This window comes from Flavobacterium piscisymbiosum (genome assembly GCF_020905295.1).
Taxonomy (GTDB): domain Bacteria; phylum Bacteroidota; class Bacteroidia; order Flavobacteriales; family Flavobacteriaceae; genus Flavobacterium; species Flavobacterium piscisymbiosum.
Window position 1 is genome coordinate 856,742 of the sequence record NZ_JAJJMM010000001.1, and the last position, 20,653, is coordinate 877,394.

The 20,653-nt window shown below is 33.8% G+C and carries 22 protein-coding genes and 1 pseudogene; 13 read left to right on the top strand and 10 right to left on the bottom strand.

The window, feature by feature from the left end; genetic code table 11:
- Positions 1–30: 30 nt before the first annotated feature.
- The 7 genes from LNP81_RS04025 to LNP81_RS04055 all read left to right on the top strand — a co-directional run bounded on the left by LNP81_RS04025 (position 31) and on the right by LNP81_RS04055 (position 7,508).
- Entirely contained in the window at positions 31–651 is a 621-nt protein-coding gene (locus LNP81_RS04025; RefSeq protein WP_230033631.1) for a hypothetical protein, read from the top strand.
- Positions 652–783: 132 nt separating this feature from the next.
- Positions 784–939, top strand: a complete 156-nt coding sequence (locus LNP81_RS04030) for a hypothetical protein (protein ID WP_230033633.1) — start codon at positions 784–786, stop codon at positions 937–939.
- Positions 940–942: 3 nt separating this feature from the next.
- Positions 943–1,479: a hypothetical protein gene (locus LNP81_RS04035; protein WP_230033635.1), complete on the top strand. Its 537-nt coding sequence runs from the start codon at positions 943–945 to the stop codon at positions 1,477–1,479.
- A 137-nt stretch (positions 1,480–1,616) separates the two neighbouring features.
- Entirely contained in the window at positions 1,617–3,260 is a 1,644-nt protein-coding gene (pgi, locus tag LNP81_RS04040; RefSeq protein ID WP_230033637.1) for a glucose-6-phosphate isomerase, read from the top strand.
- Between the two features lie 319 nt (positions 3,261–3,579).
- Positions 3,580–6,396 (top strand): TonB-dependent receptor, encoded by a 2,817-nt coding sequence (locus tag LNP81_RS04045; protein WP_230033638.1) that lies wholly within the window; start codon positions 3,580–3,582, stop codon positions 6,394–6,396.
- Positions 6,397–6,501: 105 nt separating this feature from the next.
- Positions 6,502–6,924 carry a hypothetical protein gene (locus tag LNP81_RS04050; RefSeq protein ID WP_194617311.1) on the top strand — a complete coding sequence of 141 codons (423 nt, stop codon included), beginning with the start codon at positions 6,502–6,504 and terminating at the stop codon, positions 6,922–6,924.
- Between the two features lie 89 nt (positions 6,925–7,013).
- Positions 7,014–7,508 carry a septal ring lytic transglycosylase RlpA family protein gene (locus LNP81_RS04055; protein WP_230033639.1) on the top strand — a complete coding sequence of 165 codons (495 nt, stop codon included), beginning with the start codon at positions 7,014–7,016 and terminating at the stop codon, positions 7,506–7,508.
- Positions 7,509–7,547: 39 nt separating this feature from the next.
- Here the strand turns inward: LNP81_RS04055 and LNP81_RS04060 are convergent, their stop codons facing one another.
- Positions 7,548–8,003, bottom strand: coding sequence for a DinB family protein (locus tag LNP81_RS04060; protein ID WP_230033640.1), 456 nt, complete (start codon positions 8,001–8,003; stop codon positions 7,548–7,550).
- A gap of 78 nt (positions 8,004–8,081) precedes the next feature.
- On the opposite strand from LNP81_RS04060, the gene LNP81_RS04065 reads away from it, so the two are divergent.
- The 6 genes from LNP81_RS04065 (at position 8,082) to nadD (ending at position 11,864) form a co-directional block, all read left to right on the top strand.
- Complete coding sequence (locus tag LNP81_RS04065) at positions 8,082–8,435, top strand: arsenate reductase family protein (RefSeq protein ID WP_230033641.1); 354 nt, start codon at positions 8,082–8,084, stop codon at positions 8,433–8,435.
- A 341-nt stretch (positions 8,436–8,776) separates the two neighbouring features.
- A complete protein-coding gene (locus LNP81_RS04070) occupies positions 8,777–9,637 on the top strand; it encodes a YicC/YloC family endoribonuclease (RefSeq protein ID WP_230033642.1) in 861 nt (286 codons plus the stop codon).
- A 21-nt stretch (positions 9,638–9,658) separates the two neighbouring features.
- Positions 9,659–10,039, top strand: a complete 381-nt coding sequence (locus tag LNP81_RS04075; RefSeq protein ID WP_230033643.1) for a hypothetical protein — start codon at positions 9,659–9,661, stop codon at positions 10,037–10,039.
- Positions 10,040–10,116: 77 nt separating this feature from the next.
- Positions 10,117–10,692, top strand: coding sequence for a guanylate kinase (gene gmk, locus LNP81_RS04080; protein WP_055094037.1), 576 nt, complete (start codon positions 10,117–10,119; stop codon positions 10,690–10,692).
- Between the two features lie 75 nt (positions 10,693–10,767).
- Positions 10,768–11,190, top strand: coding sequence for a DoxX family protein (locus LNP81_RS04085; RefSeq protein ID WP_230033644.1), 423 nt, complete (start codon positions 10,768–10,770; stop codon positions 11,188–11,190).
- A 68-nt stretch (positions 11,191–11,258) separates the two neighbouring features.
- On the top strand, positions 11,259–11,864 hold the full coding sequence (gene nadD, locus LNP81_RS04090) for a nicotinate (nicotinamide) nucleotide adenylyltransferase (protein WP_230033646.1): 606 nt from the start codon (positions 11,259–11,261) through the stop codon (positions 11,862–11,864).
- 268 nt (positions 11,865–12,132) lie between these two features.
- Here the strand turns inward: nadD and LNP81_RS04095 are convergent, their stop codons facing one another.
- The 9 genes and pseudogenes from LNP81_RS04095 to LNP81_RS04140 all read right to left on the bottom strand — a co-directional run bounded on the left by LNP81_RS04095 (position 12,133) and on the right by LNP81_RS04140 (position 20,653).
- On the bottom strand, positions 12,133–13,602 hold the full coding sequence (locus tag LNP81_RS04095) for a nicotinate phosphoribosyltransferase (RefSeq protein ID WP_230033648.1): 1,470 nt from the start codon (positions 13,600–13,602) through the stop codon (positions 12,133–12,135).
- Between the two features lie 131 nt (positions 13,603–13,733).
- Positions 13,734–14,468, bottom strand: a complete 735-nt coding sequence (locus LNP81_RS04100) for a metallophosphoesterase family protein (RefSeq protein WP_230033650.1) — start codon at positions 14,466–14,468, stop codon at positions 13,734–13,736.
- A gap of 13 nt (positions 14,469–14,481) precedes the next feature.
- Complete coding sequence (locus LNP81_RS04105) at positions 14,482–15,321, bottom strand: ADP-ribosylglycohydrolase family protein (RefSeq protein ID WP_230033652.1); 840 nt, start codon at positions 15,319–15,321, stop codon at positions 14,482–14,484.
- A gap of 37 nt (positions 15,322–15,358) precedes the next feature.
- Positions 15,359–15,907, bottom strand: a pseudogene (locus tag LNP81_RS04110) (RNA 2'-phosphotransferase).
- 17 nt (positions 15,908–15,924) lie between these two features.
- Positions 15,925–16,395: a macro domain-containing protein gene (locus tag LNP81_RS04115; RefSeq protein ID WP_230033654.1), complete on the bottom strand. Its 471-nt coding sequence runs from the start codon at positions 16,393–16,395 to the stop codon at positions 15,925–15,927.
- A 139-nt stretch (positions 16,396–16,534) separates the two neighbouring features.
- Entirely contained in the window at positions 16,535–18,007 is a 1,473-nt protein-coding gene (locus tag LNP81_RS27440; RefSeq protein ID WP_346432734.1) for an O-acetyl-ADP-ribose deacetylase, read from the bottom strand.
- An 8-nt stretch (positions 18,008–18,015) separates the two neighbouring features.
- Complete coding sequence (gene ybiA / locus LNP81_RS04130) at positions 18,016–18,543, bottom strand: riboflavin biosynthesis intermediates N-glycosidase (protein ID WP_230033656.1); 528 nt, start codon at positions 18,541–18,543, stop codon at positions 18,016–18,018.
- 9 nt (positions 18,544–18,552) lie between these two features.
- Positions 18,553–19,635, bottom strand: coding sequence for an adenylosuccinate synthetase (locus LNP81_RS04135; protein ID WP_230033657.1), 1,083 nt, complete (start codon positions 19,633–19,635; stop codon positions 18,553–18,555).
- A 157-nt stretch (positions 19,636–19,792) separates the two neighbouring features.
- Positions 19,793–20,653, bottom strand: a complete 861-nt coding sequence (locus LNP81_RS04140) for a hypothetical protein (protein ID WP_230033658.1) — start codon at positions 20,651–20,653, stop codon at positions 19,793–19,795.

Consider the following 20,653-nt stretch of genomic DNA (forward strand, 5'->3'; position numbering starts at 1 on the left):
TAAAATCTTCATTTTAAAAAATAGCCGGATATGAAAAACGCTCGTCTTAAAGCAATTTATAATGAAACTTTTTCAGGCTTAAAACTATTTTACAGAGACACTAATTTATCCGATGACTTAATTTCAAAATATGAAATCGGGAAAATTATTCAGGAAAAAGGTTTTACCGATATGAGTTCTTTGGGTGGCGGACTTTCCGGCAACTTAAGATATTTAATTGCAAGTGCTCATCCAAAAGATTTATCTAAATTCAATCCTGATTCAGCAAATAACGGTCACTTTCTTTTAGATTCTATTGCTTATTTTAAAGTACTGGACATTTATAGACTCGGAAATAAAACTCAGATATTTCTTTTAAATATTCCTGATAATTCATTGACACTTCTTAAAAATTCAACTTCAAACCTAGAAGAAGAAATTATAGAAAAGGCCAGGAAAAAATTCTCAGACAAAATCAATTTACCATTAGTTCCGGAATTACAAACCGAAAAATGGAAAGAAAGAACTAAATCCCCAATTGGAATTGACGAAAATGGCCAATTATTTTTTGATGATTCTAAAATTAAAACTGAACCATTAAAAAGAATAGAAATTAATATTGCCAAGAAAACTATTGAAGTAAATAAAAAGCCATGGTGGAAAATTTGGTAAATAAAAGCTTCAAATAATTTGATTATTATAAATCATTATTATTCAAAAATAAAGAATTAACTTACTTTTTACGTTTTGAGTTATAAAGAATTACTATATTTGCAACTTCATTTACTATCTATTAAAACAATTATGGCAACTACAATCAAAATTACTCCCATTGTAAAAGGCAAGGAATCTGAAAGATTCAATGCTGCCATAGCCACAAATAAAACCAATAAAATTTCGGAAGAAAAAAAAGCTAAAATATTTTCTTTAGTAAATAAAGTACTGGCAAAACAGGTATAAAGAATGGATTTATCTGATTTTACTTTTTCATCTTTAAATAATGATGACATCTTAGATAGTTTTGACTGTGAAGACAACGAAATAAATGAATTCTTAATTGAAGATTCTAAAAATTTTCAAAGCGAAAAAATTACCAATACCTATTTATTTAAAGAGAGCCATAAAATAGCAGCGTTCTTTTCTATATCTAATGATTGCTTAAATGATTTGGGATATGAAAATTCTATCTGGAATAAATTACATCGAAAAATAAAATTACCCAACGAAAAAAGAATCAGACAATATCCAGCAGTAAAAATAGCAAGATTAGGAATCGATAAAAAATTTAAAGGAAACGGATTATCTCACCAACTTCTTGATTTCATTAAAGGCTGGACATTTATAGAACACAAACCCGCATGCAGGTTATTGATTTTAGACGCCTACAATCAGCCAATACAACTTTCTACCTATCAAAAAAATGACTTTATATTTCTCTTAGATTCTGATAAAGAAGAAAAACATCGATTTATGTATTTTGACCTAACCAGATTAGAATAAAAACTAAAAAACAGATTTGTGGTTACGTTATAAATCGTTTTCGTAACTATTTGTTATATAATTGTGAAGCTTAAAGCTATTAAAAGTAATTTCAGTATTTTTGTTTTTTTATAACCACATTTTCAATTAAACAAAAAATGGCTTTAAACACAACAAACCCAACCGGGACTGAAGCGTGGAAAAATCTGCAAAACCACTATAACGCAATTCACGAAACTACGATACAAGAATTATTTCAACAAGATAATGCCCGCGTTGAAAAATTCAACTTACAATGGAATGACTTTTTAGTTGATTATTCTAAAAACAATATCAGCCAGGAAACTGTTTCTCTTTTATTAGAATTGGCCAATTCAATTGGATTAAAAGAAGCGATCGCTCAATATTTTGGAGGAGAAATCATCAATCAAACTGAAAACCGTGCAGTTTTACACACGGCATTACGTGCTCCGGAATCGGCAGTTATAAAAGTTGACGGAGAAAATGTAATTCCTGAAGTTTACGAAGTAAAAAATAAAATCAAACAATTCAGCCACGAAGTAATTTCGGGAGAAAGAAAAGGATACACCGGAAAAGCTTTTACTGATGTTGTAAATATTGGTATCGGAGGTTCTGACCTTGGTCCGGTAATGGCAGTTGAAGCTTTGCAATTTTACAAAAATCATTTAAACTTACATTTCGTTTCTAATGTTGATGGTGACCACGTTAATGAAGTCATCAAAAAATTAAATCCTGAAACAACATTATTTTTAATTGTTTCTAAAACTTTTACTACTCAGGAAACCTTATCAAATTCTGAAACGATCAAAGAATGGTTTTTGAAATCGGCTTCCCAGGAAGATATTGCACAACATTTCGTTGCTGTTTCAACTAATATTCAAAAAGTAACTGAATTTGGAATCAATCCTGACAATGTTTTCCCGATGTGGGACTGGGTTGGAGGAAGATTTTCTTTATGGAGCGCTGTTGGATTAAGCATTAGTTTAGCAATAGGTTTTGACAATTACAATGATTTATTGAAAGGTGCCAATGAAATGGACGAACATTTTAAATCGGCAGAATTCGACGAAAACATTCCTGTAATTCTGGCTTTATTAAGTGTTTGGTATAATAATTTCTTTGGAGCTGAAAGTGAAGCTTTGATTCCATACACACAATATTTATCTAAACTGGCTCCTTATTTGCAGCAGGCAACTATGGAAAGTAACGGAAAAAGTGTTGGCCGCGACGGAAAACCTGTAAACTATCAAACCGGAACTATTATCTGGGGAGAACCGGGAACAAATTCGCAACATGCTTTTTTTCAATTGATTCACCAGGGAACAAAATTAATCCCTACTGATTTTATTGGATTCGTAAAACCATTATACGGAAATGAAGATCATCATGACAAACTGATGTCTAACTTTTTTGCTCAGACAGAAGCTTTATTAAACGGAAAAACGGCAGCGCAAGTTCAAGCTGAATTTGACAAGCAAGGACTTTCTGCAGAAAAAGCATCGTATTTATTACCATTCAAAGTTTTCACAGGAAATAAACCAACTAATACCATCTTAATTCAAAAATTAACTCCTAAATCTTTAGGTTCGTTAATTGCTTTATATGAGCACAAGATTTTTGTTCAGGGTGTTATTTGGAATATTTTTAGTTTTGATCAGTGGGGAGTAGAATTAGGAAAGCAATTAGCGAATTCTATTTTAGATGAAATTAACACTAAGACGGTGAAAAATCATGACAGTTCAACTTCATTTTTGTTAAATCACTTTTTGAAGAACAAATAGAACTCGAATAAAAATATTCACAACAAACTGAAACGCCTTAATTTAAGAAAAATTAAGGCGTTTTTTCGTATAAATAGCACCCTAAATAACGCTAAAACACTGATTCTTGCAAGTTTAGCACTACAAGACCATGAGAATCATTACGATTTTAACAAAATACTATCCCAAAAAATCAAAAAAACGTTATTTTATTTAAGAAAAAAAGAAAAAATCATTTTAATGCGCAACAGATTAGATAAAACTTATTTTTCTTAACATTTTGATAACACTATCTGATTTAATTGTTATAATTTTGCCAAAAACAATAAACTAATAACAAATGAAGACAATGAAAAATTGGTTACTCACTGGACTATTGTTCATGATAGTTTCAACCGCATTTTCTCAAGGAAAAATTACAGGTATGATTACCGACGGAGTTGGATCATTACCGGGAGCAAACGTAGTGATCAAAGGATCTGCGACTGCAACTTCTACAGATTTTGATGGTAAATTTACTTTGAATGCAACAACAAGTACAGGAGAAATCGTTATTTCTTTTTTAGGTTACGAAAACAAAACTGTTAGATTTTCAGTTTCTGGTGGTTCAACTACCAACTTAGGAACAATCGTTTTAACTTCTAATTCAAATGAATTAAGCGAAATTGTTGTAAAAAGTTCAGTTGTCGATATTGCAAAGGACAGAAAAACTCCTGTAGCAGTTTCTACAATTAAAGCTGCTGAAATCCAGGAAAAATTAGGAACTCAGGAATTTCCAGAGATCTTAAGAAACACTCCGTCAGTATATGTTACTAAATCAGGTGGTGGTTTTGGAGATGCAAGAATCAACATTCGTGGATTCAACCAAAACAACATTGCTGTTATGATCAACGGTATGCCAGTTAACGACATGGAAAACGGTTCTGTTTACTGGAGTAACTGGGCTGGATTATCAGAAGTTGCTTCTGCTATTCAGGTTCAAAGAGGTTTAGGAGCTTCTAAACTTGCAACTCCTTCAGTTGGGGGAACAATCAACATTGTAACTAAAGCTTCTGACAGAAAAGAAGGAGGATCTTTTTCTTCTGGTTTCGGAAATGGAAGAAACTTCAAAATTCAAGGTTCATACAGTACTGGAAAATTAGACAACGGACTTTCTGCTTCGATCTTGTTATCTCAAACAATGGGAGACGGATACATCCAAGGAACTCAATTTGAAGGTTCTAACTACTATGTAGCTTTAGGATATGCTACTAAAAATAACAAGCATGACTTTCAACTTACAGTAACAGGAGCGCCACAATGGCACAACCAAAGATCTACTACTCCTACAATTGCTACTTACCAAAAATATGGTGTAAATGGTGAACCAAATACAAGATATAATGCTGATGCAGGATATTTGAATGGCGAACAATACAACATCAGAAAAAACTACTACCACAAACCAGTTGCATCTGTTAACTGGGATTACAAAATCAACGAAACTACTAAACTTTCAACTGTTCTTTATGCGTCTATGGGACGTGGAGCTGGTGCAAGTGCTGGTGGTGGTGTTGGTGGAGCAACATATAACGGATCAGTTTTCTTAAATGCAGACGGATCTGTTAATTACGACAAAATTCAAGCATGGAATAACGGTACAGGACAAGTTTTCTTTAACGGAGCAAACCAAACAAGAACAAAAATTGGTGGTGTTTACCAAAATAGTTCTTCAACTGGTAGAACAGGACAAGGAACAACTGCTTCTCCATATGTTTACAATACTACATCTGGTATCTCACAAACTTCTTCTATCAACTCTCATGACTGGTTTGGAGCTGTTATCAACTTGAATAAAAAATTAAGCAATACCTTAACTTTAGATTTTGGTATCGATGCAAGAACTTACACAGGATATCACTTTACAGTAGTAAATGATTTACTTGGCGGTGGAGAATTTTTCGACAACAACATTGCAAGTTTAAAACCAGCAGGAAGACACATTACATCAACTTACGCTACAGATGTTCAATGGAATGTTTTTGACAAAAAAGACTATGAAAAAATATCTTTTAACAGTACTGGAAAAGTTAAATGGTATGGTGTATTTACACAATTAGAGTACTCTAAAGATAACTTAACTGCATTCGTTCAGGGAGCAATCTCAGAACAAGGATTTAAAAGAGAAGATAATTTTGTTTACTTACCAACAGATCCATTATCTTCTACTGATTACAAAAACATCTTAGGTGGAAACGTAAAAGCTGGAGCAAACTATAACCTTGATGAGAAAAACAACGTTTATGTAAATGCAGGTTACTACTCTAGACAACCTTTCTTTAATTCAGTTTATCCTAACAACAGATCAACTGTAAACCCTAACCTAACTAACGAGAAAATCCTTGGTTTTGAAGCTGGATATGGTTTCCGTACAAGAACATTTACTGCTACAGTAAATCTTTACAATACTACATGGAACGACAGATACTTGAAAGGTAACGCTCTTCCAAGCGATAACAATACTTACACAGAATACGTAGGTCTTAACGAGGTTCACTCTGGATTTGAGTTAGAAGCAAGTTCTAACTTAACAGAAAGATTGAAACTTAATGCTATGTTCTCTTACGGAATTTGGGAATACAAAGGAAACGCTACTGTTAATGCTTACTACCAAGTAGACAATACAGCAGTACCAGGATTCTCTGGAATTCCAGTATACATGGACAAAGTAAAAGTTGGTGATGCTGCTCAAATGACAGCTTCGTTAGGCGCTGCTTACGAAATCTTAACAAGAGTTACTATTGATGCTAACTACAACTTTAACGATAAGTTATACGCTGGATTAAGCCCAATTAACTTTTCGTCTCCTGACAACAAAGGAGCATTAGAATTGCCTTCTTACGGATTAGTAGATGCTGGTTTCTCATACAAAATGTTAACTGGTAAAAACAAAGACAAATCTGTAAACTTCAGATTAAACGTAAACAACCTTTTCGATAAAGTTTACATTGCTGAATCAAGAACTAACATTTTTTCTGATGACAACGTAAGTACGACAAATGCTGCTTTAGGAACTTATGCTTCTAACAACAGACTTTACAAAGGTTTAGCTGATGCTAACCAGGTTTACTTCGGATTTGGAAGAACATGGAACTTTACACTACGTTATGATTTCTAATATTTAGAATCTAAATAAATACCAAAAAACGGCGTTGACTTTTAGTCTAATGCCGTTTTTTTTATGCCTTTTTTGCTATATTTGTTTTAACAAAAAAATTAATTTATGTACCATTTTCTACAAAAATTCCATTCTGGCTGGGCTTATTTAGCACTTTTGCTTTTATTAATTGCAGTTGTAAATGCCATTATTGGAGTAACTTCTAAGAAAGATTTTACAGCCAAGGATCGTAAAATTGCATTGTTCGCCTTAATAGGAACTCACACTCAATTATTGATTGGAATAATACTTTATTTTGTTTCTCCGCTTGGAAAAGCAGCTTTTGGACAAATGTCTAATGCAGAACTAAGATTAACATCACTAGAACATCCATTAATCAATCTTATTGCGATCATTTTGATCACTATTGGATGGTCGAAACATAAAAAATTAATTAATAGCGAAGCTAAATTTAAAACTTTTGCTATTTATTACGGATTAGGATTATTGCTTATATTAAGTAGAATCCCATGGAACCTATGGTTCTAAAAAACCAATTAAAGCCCTAAAATAATAGGGCTTTTTTTATCTCGGCATATTATTTGTACAAACTCCCCAAGTCTGAAAAAAAATAAAAAATGAGAAGTAAAAAAAACATTATACTTACCAGCCTTACAATAACTTTTTTAAGCTGTTTTACTTATGTTATAAGTCAAACAAAACCCACAGAGCCTAAGCCTAAAATTACTCAGGATACGGTAAAAATGGTAAAACCGGATATACTTGCCATTCCAACTGATTCTGTTTTTACTGATAAAGGTTTAAAGCTAAAACCTTATAAAAAAAATGCTCACGCCTCTTATTACGCTGACCGTTTTAACGGAAAAAAAACTGCAAGTGGAGCACGATTCAGCAATAGTAAATATACTGCAGCACACAAAAAACTGCCATTTGGTACCAGAATAAAAGTAACAAATGAAGCTAACGGAAAATTTGTCATTGTAAAAGTTACAGACCGTGGTCCGTTTGTGAGAACAAGAGAACTTGATTTATCTAAAAGGGCTTTTATGGAAATCACCAAAAGTAAAGGAAGTGGTGCTATGAAGGTAACAATAGAAACTATAGTAGAATAAAAGAATCCCGTCCTGAATCATTCAAGACGGGATTTTCTTTTAAACAAACTTTCTAATGCTCATGATAATTCCGGTATGGATTCCTTCATGATAATTATTGAAATCTAAAGCTCCATCTATATTTTTTAGTGTAAATCCTAAGCTTGTAGTATATTCATTGTAATTCACAAATAGGCTATTTGCAAAATCCTGTTCTGTTTGGTGCAAAGTTGCAGAAAGTAAGGTTCTGATCTCGTCGACCTCAGCTTGCGAAACATCACCTTCTGGCTTGGTTCCTTTTTTGTATTTTGCAATAAATTCATCTGAAACCATCGTAGGCAAACCTGACAATTTGTAGATTAAAACCTGTTGCGAGGAGATGCAATGCGCAATATTCCAGATTAGATTATTACTAAATCCTTGCGGAATTTTGTTTAATTGTTCTAATGAATGGTGGTCTAAAACCTTTAGCAGAATTTCCCTAATGGTTTTCTGTACTTCAAAAACTGAGTTCATAATTTTATTTTTTTTCTAAAATTAGGCATTTTTCAGTTTTAAATGAATTTTCTTTGTAGTCTCTTAAATTAAAAAAACATGAATAAAATATACTATTTGGCTTCTTGCGATACGTGTCGCAAAATCATCAAAAGCTTACCAAAAGATAATGATCTGGTTTTTCACGATATTAAACAAAACCCTATTACGGAGGCAGAACTGGAAGAAATGCATAAGCTTGCCGGAAGTTACGAAGCTTTGTTTAGCAAGAAAGCGCAATTGTACAAATCGATGGATTTAAAGAATAAGTCTTTGACTGAAGAAGATTATAAAAAATATATTTTAGAACATTATACGTTTATCAGTCGTCCGGTTTTTATTATTGATGAAAAAATTTACATTGGTAATACACAACCTGTAACATTGCAGGTGATGAAAGCTTTAGAAAAATAAAGTTCTAAAGTGCCCAGGTTTGCGTTAGGGATAGCAGCGGAAATCCTTTTTTTGAGCTTTTTCTGCTCAAAAAAAGATTGGGAGCGGATAGCCCGACCGGAGGGAACGCCCAAAAACTAAAACGCCGGTGGTGAAAAAAGTTAGCCACAAATTTTCACAAATTTCATTCTTTTTTAATTTGAATTCTGAAAATATTTTCAAAGTTAGCCTGGAAAAAATTTGTGGAAATTTGTGAAATTTGCGGTAAAAAAACTTTATACAAAGCTGACTTTAACAGATTAGCGATTTAAAACTCAAGACTGCAAAGTTTTATTTATCTTTGCGCCTTTATACTCAATTATATGATACAATCTATGACAGGGTTTGGCAAAGCTTCTTTGCAATTGCCTACAAAAAAAATTACCGTTGAAGTAAAATCCTTAAATAGTAAAGGTTTGGATTTAAACGTAAGAATGCCGTCGCTTTATCGCGAAATGGAACTTGGTTTAAGAACCCTGATCTCTACTAAACTTGAAAGAGGAAAGATTGATTTCGGGATTTACATTGAAAGTACTTCTGAACAAACTTCGACAAAAGTAAATGTACCTGTTGTAAAAAACTACATTGCTCAGCTTAGAGAAGTTTATCCTGGCGCTGACGAAACTGAATTGATGAAAATGGCCGTTCGTATGCCTGATACGCTAAAAACGGAACGTGAGGAAATCGATGAAAACGATTGGGAACAAATTCAGGTTATTATTGAGGAGGCTTTACAAAATATCCTGACTTTTAGAAAAGACGAAGGTGAATCTCTTGAAAAAGAATTCAACTTACGAATTGGGAATATACGCCAATATATGAACGATGCTTTGGCTCTTGATCCGGAACGTGTTCAGGCGATAAAAGACCGTTTGCAAACTGCAATTTCTGAATTGAAAGTGAATGTTGATGAAAATCGTTTCGAACAGGAATTGATTTATTATCTGGAAAAACTGGATATTACGGAGGAAAAAGTTCGTTTGACGAATCATTTAGATTATTTCTTAGAAACTATAAAAGGTACTGAAGCTAATGGTCGTAAATTAGGTTTTATTACTCAGGAAATGGGTCGCGAGATCAATACAATGGGTTCTAAATCGAATCACGCGCAAATGCAGAAATTAGTCGTGATGATGAAGGATGAATTGGAAAAGATTAAGGAACAGGTTTTGAATGTGTTGTAATATTACGTTGCCCTTTTCTCTATGAAAAAAATATTCATTGTATTCTGTATCCTAATTCTCACTGCAAGTTGTAAATCTCAAAATGAAGATTTTACATTAATTGGAAAATGGAAACCAATTGAGTCAACAGGAAGCAATGGAGCGAATAAATTCACTACCAAAATTGAAGATGGGAATGAAATTACTTTTGAGAAAAATAATATTGTAATTGATCATCTTAACAACAAGGGTAAATATGAGTTTACCGGAGATAGTCTTCACCTTGTTTTTGCTAAGGAGGAGTTTTACTATTTCTTTCGTACGGAAGGAAACTCTAAAAAAATGTCGCTAGATCCTGTAAATGCTGAATACCAATTTATTTGCGACGAAGGCTGTTCGACAATTTATAAAAAAATAGAATAAACAATTACGCATTAAAATGCGAAACAACATACAAATTATAGCTTAAAGCATCACGCCACAAGCCAAAAGCATACGTAATGAACAAAGGAAAATTAATTGTTTTCTCTGCACCATCCGGATCGGGAAAAACAACTATAGTAAGACACTTACTTGGGAAAGAGGATTTAAATTTAGAATTTTCGATCTCAGCGGCTTCACGCGACCCACGCGGAGAAGAGGAACACGGAAAAGATTATTATTTTATTTCGCTGGAAGAATTCAAAAAACACATTAAAGCCGAAAATTTCCTGGAATGGGAAGAAGTATATCGTGACAATTTTTACGGTACTCTTAAAGCCGAAATTGAACGTATCTGGGCTTTGGGCAAAAACGTGATTTTTGATATTGATGTTGCCGGCGGATTGCGTATTAAACATAAATTTCCGGATCAAACGCTTGCTGTTTTTGTAAAACCTCCAAGTGTAGATGAACTAAAACGCAGATTGAAAGAGCGTTCTACCGAAAGTGATGACAAAATTAATATGCGTATTGCAAAAGCTTCTGTTGAGTTGGCTACTGCGCCTCAGTTTGACACGATTATAAAAAATTACGATTTAGATACGGCTAAAGAAGAAGCGTATCAATTAGTGAAAGCTTTTGTAAATAAAGACTAGAAACTTCATAAAATCAATACTTTTTTAGAAAAACAGCCGTTAGCTTTTGATGTAACCGCTATTAATATCTGTATTATGATTAATTTATTTGAAATAAAAAGAAACGAAAATTATCTGAGTATCATTATTCTTGTCATTAGAATAGCTATTGCGACATTGATGATTTCTCATGGTTTATCTAAACTGAATATGCTTTTGGCCGGAGGTGAAATTCAGTTTCCTGACCCGCTTGGAGTAGGAAAAACAGCTTCGTTGACTCTTGCCGTTTTTGCAGAAGTACTTTGCTCCTTTTTTATCTTCATTGGTTTAGCCACAAGATTGGCGACTTTGCCATTAATTATTACAATGTTAGTTGCTGTATTTGTTATTCATGGAGCTGACCCAATCGATGTAAAAGAAATGGGAATATTATATTTACTGTTTTATGTACTTCTTTTGGTAACCGGAAGTGGTAAATTCTCTATTGATTATTTGATTTCAAAAAAGAATCGCTACTAAGTTATTTTAATACCACAGATTAATTTGAATGTAATATTTACCATTTGAATTATGAAAAAAACTCTTTTATGAAGATAGGCCTTTATTTCGGAACGTATAATCCCATTCATGTTGGCCACTTAATTATTGCCAATCACATGGCGGAGTTTGCCGATTTAGATCAGATTTGGATGGTGGTTACGCCTCACAATCCGCTAAAAAAGAAATCTACCTTATTAGACGATCATCAACGTTTAGAAATGGTGCATCTGGCAACAGAAGATTATCCAAAAATTAAACCTTCGGATATTGAGTTTAAATTACCTCAGCCTAATTATACAGTGAATACTTTGGTTCATTTGCATGAAAAGTATCCAACGCATGATTTCTCCTTAATCATGGGCGAAGACAATTTGAAAACGCTTCATAAATGGAAAAACTACGAGGTACTTCTGGATCAATATGAAATTTATGTTTATCCAAGACTCGAAGACAAAACACAAACTGGTGAAACTTTAGAAGAAGAACCAAATACTTTAAAATCGCACCCTAATATTCATATTATTGATGCTCCAATTGTAGAAATTTCTGCTACTTTTATTAGAAAAAGCATAAAAGAAGGAAAAAACATTCAACCGTTATTACCTCCAAAAGTTTGGGAATATATCGATCATAATAATTTTTATAAGAAATAAAAATTATTCCGTAGGAATGTCTGCTGGGTAAAACTAAATTTAAATTATGATTATACGTTCCGTAGGAACGTTTGATTAACGGTACGGATATCCTGTATCAATAAAATCAGGTGTCCTTACAGGACACAGCGCAAAACGACACTACTTTTTTACCGATGAGATATTCCTACGGAATATAAAATATTGGTGTTTATGAAAATTCCTTTTTCCTCGAAATGAAAAAATAGAGCAAAAAAAGCCTGAATTAAAATTTCAGGCTTTCTTGTTTTTATGCTTCAATATTAACATCACTTTTAACTCTCGCTCTAATATCGCTTAAAGACTGATCAACTAAAAGTTTTCCGTCTCTGAAAACTTCTTTCAATTCGCCTTGTTTTTCTTCTTCCCATGAAACATTATCGGTTAAATGATATACGCCGTCGACTAAATCAATTTTCATTAATCCTTTGGCTGATTTTTTAGTTCCGTCATCTGTAATTGGATCTTTAAAGATCGCTCTTCCTTCTCCGTCTACTTCACCATATGTTGCTTTCATGGCAAAACCAAAAGTATCTCTGGTATTGTATTGGTATGTAAAAGAACCAATTCCTAAAACAACGTTTGTAGAAGCAAAACCTTTTTCTTTTAATCGTTCTGCAATTTGAGTTGCTCTAGCAACCGTGATACTATCGCCGTAAATAGCTCCAATTTGCGGAATAAGCTCTTTGTGTCCTTTTGCATTAGTTGATCCTCCAAAAACATCCCAAAGAAGCTCAATCACGCCTTTCTTTTCTTGTTCTGTTTTTCCGTTTGGATTTCCGCAGATAATATCAACCGGATCTCCACTATCAGGACGAATCACAACTTTACCTTCTCTGGCAACAATATCTTCTTTTAAACGTGGTAAATAATCCGTTAAAACTTTCCATAAATCCCAGGTATCAGAAACGATAGAAACGATTCCTTTTGGATAAACTTCTGTTACTAATCTTTTAAACGTTTCGCACTCGCCTTCGGTAGTTCCCATACACATTACAGAATGCTCTGTTGCTGCCACTGAACCTGCGATTAATTCGGTATCTGAATTGGCATTGTAATAATCTTCGAAGAAATCAATTACCGGAATGGTATCTGATCCTGTAAAACTCAATAAATGTCCGGCTGCAGAAGTGATTGCCGCTTCGATTCCGCCCATTCCTCTCATTGAGAAATCATGTGCCTGCCAATCTACAAATTCAGGAACAGATGAAGTTTCGTCAGCATATTTGTCTAATACTTTTCTATACTCTTTTGCAATTGTAGCAGAGTTACATGGCAGCCAAATTACCGCAGAAAGTAAGGTTTCGAAATAATTCGTCAACCAGAAAAATTCCGGAAGTGTATTGTACATCGTAAACATTGGCACTCTCAAAGGAACGCTTGATCCTTCTGGCAATGCTTTAAAAACCATCGGAATATATCCTAAATCGTGTAAATCTTCGATATGTTTTGTCCCAACCTGGTTTTCGCCCAAATAATTATTGATTCTTCGTGAGTATTTTTTAACCACTTCTTCTTTTGGCTGTTTGAAAAAATCAGCATCAAAATCGTGAATGATATATTTTTTGATGAAATATTGCAATCCAAAAAACACCACCTCATCAAGACCTTCAATTCTTGATTTTCTAGGTGTCCAGTTAGAATATACTAATGTGGTTTTGTCCGGATATTGTCTTCTGTGGTCAACTTTGTAACCGTCTGTTAATAATAGTGGGTTCATATCTTTTAATTATTTAAATTCTCGTAAATTTTGGGTTTCACAGAGATCCACAAAGCTTATCACAGAGACTCGCCAAGTTTTAATTTTCTTTGTGCTGTTTTGTGTTTTTCTTCGTGTGTCTTGTGTAATATTTAAGCTTTATTTCTTCCTTTTTCATTGGGATAAAATTCCTGTACAGCATCGCTTTGCCAAAATACTTTAGTTGCAACATCGATACAACTTAATTTTCCGTAAAAACCCGCTCCGGTATCAATATTCCAGACATTGCAACCTTGCATTGGAATCTCTATATTGTAATGAAGCGTTGGCGTATGGCCAATGTAAATTTCATTATAAAGCAATAATCTTTTCGGATACGAAAGCGAATCCTTTTTGATTCTTTTGTCCATTGTTAATGCCATTTCCCAAAGGGTTCTGTCCCAGGAAAAATTTGTTTTGTAATGTTCCTTGTCCGGACCATGCATCGACGAAAATCCTGCGTGAATAAACAAATTATTATTTTCATCTACAAAATAATCTTTCATGTTTTCAAAAAAATTACAATGTTTTTCTTTTTCGAAAGAATCAATATTCTGATAACTTTCTATCGTTGATTTTCCTCCGTGTACAAACCAAATGTCGTTTACAACATCATTCTTCAGCCATTCGTGACACCAAACATCATGATTTCCTCTTATAAAAATGCATTCTTGCTTTTGGGATAATTCAATCAGAAAGTCAATCACTTGCGCCGATTCGCTCCAGCCATCGACATAATCTCCCAGAAAAACAAATCGGTCATTTTCTGAATAATCAATTCGTTCTAATAATTGAATCAATGCTTTTAAACCGCCGTGAATATCTCCAAAAACTAAAGTTCGTTTCATGATATTCGCTTAATTATTGAAACTTATTCAAAAGGTCCAAATCTAATTTAGTCAAAAAGTCTTTCCCGAATTTATCGTTTTCTAGTTCTTCATACAAAAACGAAGGCAAAACTTTATCACAATTTTGTTTATGACTTAAAATCGCCATACACAAAGCGGCAACAGTATCTGTATCTCCTCCATAATCAATGCTTGTTTTCAAACAATCTTTCATTGAAGTTGCTTCAGAAACAATTTTTATAACGGCTTGTGTCGTTGGATAACCGTGCATATCGATTGGAGAAGTAATTCTATAATGCTCATTTTCCTTTAAAATTTCATTTAGAAATTCAATCAAAGTCGATCCGTCACCTAAATTGTATTTAAAATAATGCACAGCCAAAGCGATACGTTTTGCGCAACCAATTCCTTCAACGGTAAGGTGAGAAGTCTTTGCCTGAATTTCGCAAAACTCCATCAATTGCTCTATATTTTTTACGTAACCAATAGAATATGCTCGCATTGCAGAACCGTTTCCGTTACTGCCGTTATTGATTATTTTGATAAAATCAGCTCCATTTTTACTGGCGTCTAAAGCATTATAAACTCTATCAGAATATCCTCGTCTTTTATCTCTGTGAAAAACTTCGACAAACTTATCCGCAACTTTAATCTCATTCCAATTTTCATCTTCTAATAACAATTCCGAAATTGCAATTGCCATTTGAGTATCGTCCGTATATCTTTTATAAATCTCCGTATAAAGTCCGTGTTTATGATATTGTGTCAGATTGTTGTTTTGAGAAATAAAATCTAAATCCCGAAATTCAAAACCTGCTCCGTATGCGTCGCCTATTGCTGCTTCTAGTATCATAAGTATTATTTTTGGTTGTTAATTTGGGGGATTCTATTTATGATTTAAACTCAATATATTTTGCCGGAACCTCATCTGTTAACCAAACATTATTTTCAGACAAATAAAATTTAAATCCGTCTCTGTGCATCGCACCGCTTCTTACGGTTAGAATTTGAGGAACTCCTCACCTGCTTCCTACTTTTATTGCCGTTTCTTTATCTTTGGAAAGATGTACGTGCTGACGGCTCATTTTTTTCAAACCTTCTTTTTGAATGTTCTCCATAAACTTCCCAACGGTTCCGTGGTATAAATATTCTGAAGGTTCTGTTTCTGCTAAATTCAATTCAACCGAAATCGAATGTCCCTGACTTGCCCTGATTTTCGTTTTATCTTCATTAAAAGCAAAACGTTTTTTATCGTTGTTTTCTACTACGTAATCTAAAAGAACAGCATCTAGTTTATTTCCTTTTTGAGAACATTTCAATATTAGTTCTTCTACATCTGCCCAACCGTTTTCGTCTAGTTTTAATCCTATTTTTTCCGGCGAATGTCTAAGTACTAAACTTAGAAATTTGCTCACTGTTTTTGCTATATTTTCATTCATGATTAATATATTTTTTTCTAGAAGTCATATACACCGACTTCAACATCATTATTTGAAAGTATTTTGAGAATAATAGGTTCTATCATCTCCCACTTTCCGCCTGCTAAACCACAGCCAATTCTTGGCATATGAACGCTGGCATTATTTTCTTTTGCGAACGAAGCTACTTCTTTCAAGCCATCTTCAATAGCATCATATCGTATTGGAGCATTTCCGTTTTCATCTTTATTGATTTTATGCTGACCAATTAAATTTGCTACCCAAAGATCTTCTTCTACCTGAACAAACTGAACTTTGCCCAATTCAAAACCATCTTTTGATTTAAACCATTCTCTATATTGATTTTCAGGTTTTTTCCATCTTTTTGAAATCGCCATAACAAATCCTTTTCCCCAACCTCCAATATCATTACAGATATGTACAATAATTTTATTATCTTCTGATTGAGGAGCCGTTGCGTCTCCTTTTGTATATTGAATATCTTTCATTTATTTCATTATTTTAATCAAACGTTCCTACGGAACGTAATACAATACGACACTATTTTTATCTACCGATGAGATGTTCCTATGGAAAACTAAATCGCGCTTTTACAATTCATTATTTCCGATCTATTCTTTCTAAAAATTATAAACTGTCTATTTCATTTTTTTTTAATTTTAAAGACAGTCTTTCGCACAAATCATCAATATCATTTTTTCTTGCTAATGTGGAAATCCACTTTTGTGGAATATTATCAATTCCGTAATACATTCCAGCCAAGCCTCCGGTAATTGCTGCGGTTGTATCGGTATCTCCGCCTAAATTCACTGCTTTTAAAACAGAGCCTTCATAGGTATTAAAATTTAAAAAACACCAAAAACTAGCTTCTAAACTGTGAAGAACATAACCTGATGATTCAATTTCATTTTCAGGATAATCCGCTATATTATTTTTTAAGACCCTATCAAACAACTGAATTTCAGAAGGATTAAATTGTTTATCACTTAAAAAACCAGAAACAATCTTTTGCATATTTTTATATGCCTCTATTTTATCAGAACCATTTAAAATTTCTAAACAATACACGACATAGATAAAACAAGCAAATACGGATCTAAAATGAGCATGGGTAATCGAAGAAACTTCTTTTACTTTTTTATAAATAGCTTCAATATCTCTTTCATTTTGAAGATAAAATACTAAAGGTAAAATTCTCATCAAAGAACCATTTCCGTTGTCTTCTGCAAAGAAATTACCTGAAAACCTCGCAGATTCTCCCTGAACCACTCTTGCTAAAGAATATCGTGTAGAACCACCTATATCAAATACTTTATGATGCGCTCCCCAATATCCTTCCTGCATCCATTTAACAAAAAGTAGTGCCATATTTTCTATGTCATAACCTTTGCACAAACTTTCTGCAGTACAAAAAGCTAATGAGCTATCATCGCTCCAGGTTCCTGGAGGCTGATTCCAACACATATAACCCATCATATCTGAAACAGGATTTTCTCTTAAAATATCTCTTGATTTAAATTCAACCGGAACACCCAATGCATCACCAACGGCAACTCCAAACAATCCTGATTTAACTTTATACTCAAAATCGCTTTCTATTATATCACTATAAATTTTGAAATTTTCATCATCATAACAAACAAAAATGATTTTTTCGAATTGCTCTCTGTGTTCAGAAATAGAAATCATATTAATTGCAATTTCTGCAGCTAATTCTTTAGGGAATTTATATATCCCTGTACTTATATTAGGGAAAGCAATCGTTTTGATATTATTTTCAACCGCTAATTCCAATACACTTAAATAACAGCATTTCAACAATTCCTCTTCATGACTTTTGCCATTATTCCAAACCGGACCAACGGTATGAATTACATATTTTGCGGGTAAATTACCAGCAGTTGTAATAACGGCATCTCCAACTTTACAGCCGCCTTGCTTATTTCGAATCTTAACGCAATCGTCTAAAATAGCTTTTCCTCCTTTTCTGTGAATAGCCCCGTCAACTCCGCCTCCGCCAAGTAAAGAAGTATTCGCTGCATTTACAATTGCATCAACTTGAATTTCAGCAATGTCTGCTTTGAGAATTTCTATTTCCATAATTAATTTTATTTCAATTCATCCCTAACTTCCATCAAAGCAAAACCCAAAAGATTCAACCCTTTCCATTTCTTCGGATTCATAACATCTTTATGATCACCGGCCATCCCGATTCCCCAAATTGCATCAACCGGACTTGCTTCTACTATAACCCTGTCTTTTGTATTTAGTAGAAAAGTTTTTAAATCCGGATGTTGACTGAATTTATGATAATTCCCTTCTTTTACAATGTCAAATCTCGCGGCTAACCACAGCGTTTCATTATAATTTTTTACTTCTCTACCAAACTTTTTAGCCTCGGCAGGAGATTTAGCCTGAAGGATTTTCTGCAGAACTGCATCATCTTTAAACAATTCAGCTTTCTTGGCCATCATCCAGTGTTCTGCCGTTTTGTAAGTCACTTTATCAACTTCAAAAGAACTCAGCCACCATTGACTAAAACAGGTTTTAGAAATGCTTCCGTCTTTATTGGGCTGATGTCCCCAGAAAAATAAAAATTTATTTTCCGGAGTTATATTTTCTATAGTATATTTCATTTTTTCTCTTTATTGATACAAAGAAGTTAACTGTTTGAAATCCTTAGAATCGGGTGAAAACGATCCGTAGATTTCCTTAAACTCTGTTGTTATTTTTTCAAATTCATAATCCACTTCGATCTGATCCATGCAGGTTACAACCAAATTTCTTTTGGCATTTAAACTATAAGCTGCATCCAACTTTAAACTATAATTTAATAGTTCATAATCTAAATCGCCGGTTCGCAATTCTTTCTGAAAATCATTGTAAACACAGGTTTCTTCTTCGTTATTTTTTAATTTTAATTCTCTTTCATTTGCCATCCAGCCGCTTCCATGTCGGGTTGAATAACTTCTTGTAACATAATAAACATCAACATTATCTATTTTTAATTTCTCGCAGATTTCAACTGCATTTTTGGATGTTGTATTGGCATACGTAACATTCGGAAAAACACCATGATCCATGTCGAGTAAAATTCCCTGGCTTCCTTCAAAAATCAGGTTTTCGTAGTTGCCTAAAAAACTGTAATCGCTGATATTCCATTTTATTTGATCAATGATTTCTAAGTAATGATCTACTTCAGCATCAATTTCACTTTCATTTAAAAAACCGTAGTAATAAGCGATTTTTTGCAATTTCTCTAAAAGCATTTGCCTTGGCGCGATCAAATCTATGGCGTAAAGTTTATACTGACCTTCGTTGCGTTTCATTGTCGCTCCAACACCTTTTCCGCAAGTTCCGTGATCCAGGTTTCTAACATTGTTTCGGTTTTGCCAAACATCAAAAGGAGTTGTTATTTTGGCTAACGGATGAATATGAAGTTCAACATTTCCGCCTTTTGCTTCTAGTTCTTCTCTTTCATTAAATAGAAAAACGGGATGAATTGTACAATGCTCGCTATAATAAGAAGGCAAACCGCGAAGTGCTCCGCTGGCAAAACTCGAATGAACGTGTTTTTTATCATCAATCATTACGGTGTGTGCCGCTTGCTGTCCCCCAGAAAACCGAATAACTATAGATTCAGGGTTTTGCTTCGCCAGAAAATCTGTTGTAATTCCTTTTCCTTCATCACCAAATCCTAAACCTATAACTATTTGAGCTGTTTTCATTTTAATATTATTTTAAACACATAGAAACATAGCTTTGAAGAACCTAAAAAGGCATTTCACTTATAATAAATCTCATAGCTATGTGAAATGCGGTTTCAAAAATTTTTAATTTTTAATTCTCAATTTTTAATTAAATCTACATTTCTATGTATTTAATTTAAAGCATTTCTATATTATCTAAACCGTCAAGCGGAATTGTTCCTAAACCTGACCCTGAATTTTTATGTGTATCGCAAATGATTTTCTTGATTACATTCGGGATTTCTCTGTGATCTTCTATAGACAAACAATTTTGTCCCAGTAATTCTTTCCACGCTACATTTGCTCTTACCGCCTGATCAGAATGTAAAACGCTGATATGATACACTTCGTAACGTTTTTGCGCTTCTTTTAATAATTCAAGGGACGTATACGTTTGCTGTCCTGAACCCATAATTTCTTTTATGGCAGATGCCGGAAGTGTTGGCAAATTTGGTTCGTCACCAACGGTAAACAACAATCCTTTTTGACCTCTTTTTTCGAAAGCATCGGTTTTGGTATGAAAAGCGGCAAAATACCACGCCAAAAGATAACTTTCTCCGGCGTTTCCTCCGCCTCCACTTTCAATATAAGTTCTGGTTAGCCACATATCCAGTTCTTCGTCACCAGATTCGAATTGTCCAACCTGAAGCGGAAATCTGTCGCATTCGTGATCTCCAATTCCTAAGAATAAAAGTGCCGGATCCGGAACGCCGCCCTGAATGATTCCGCCCATTAATTTTGGTAATCCGTCTTTGATCAATTCATGCGGAATATGTCCCATACTTCCCGTAACATCCAATCCTAAAATAATTGGAACTGTATTTGGATGCACTTCAGAATCTCTGGCTTCACGAAATGTAATGCCGTTTGGATTCATAGATTCATGTGCCATTCCTAATTGATTTTGCACGAAAATCTCACTTGCAGATTTAAATCCGTAACCTGCTTCTTTTGCTCTGCTCAAACGAGCGCCTAAGTCATATCTTGTACCTCCCAT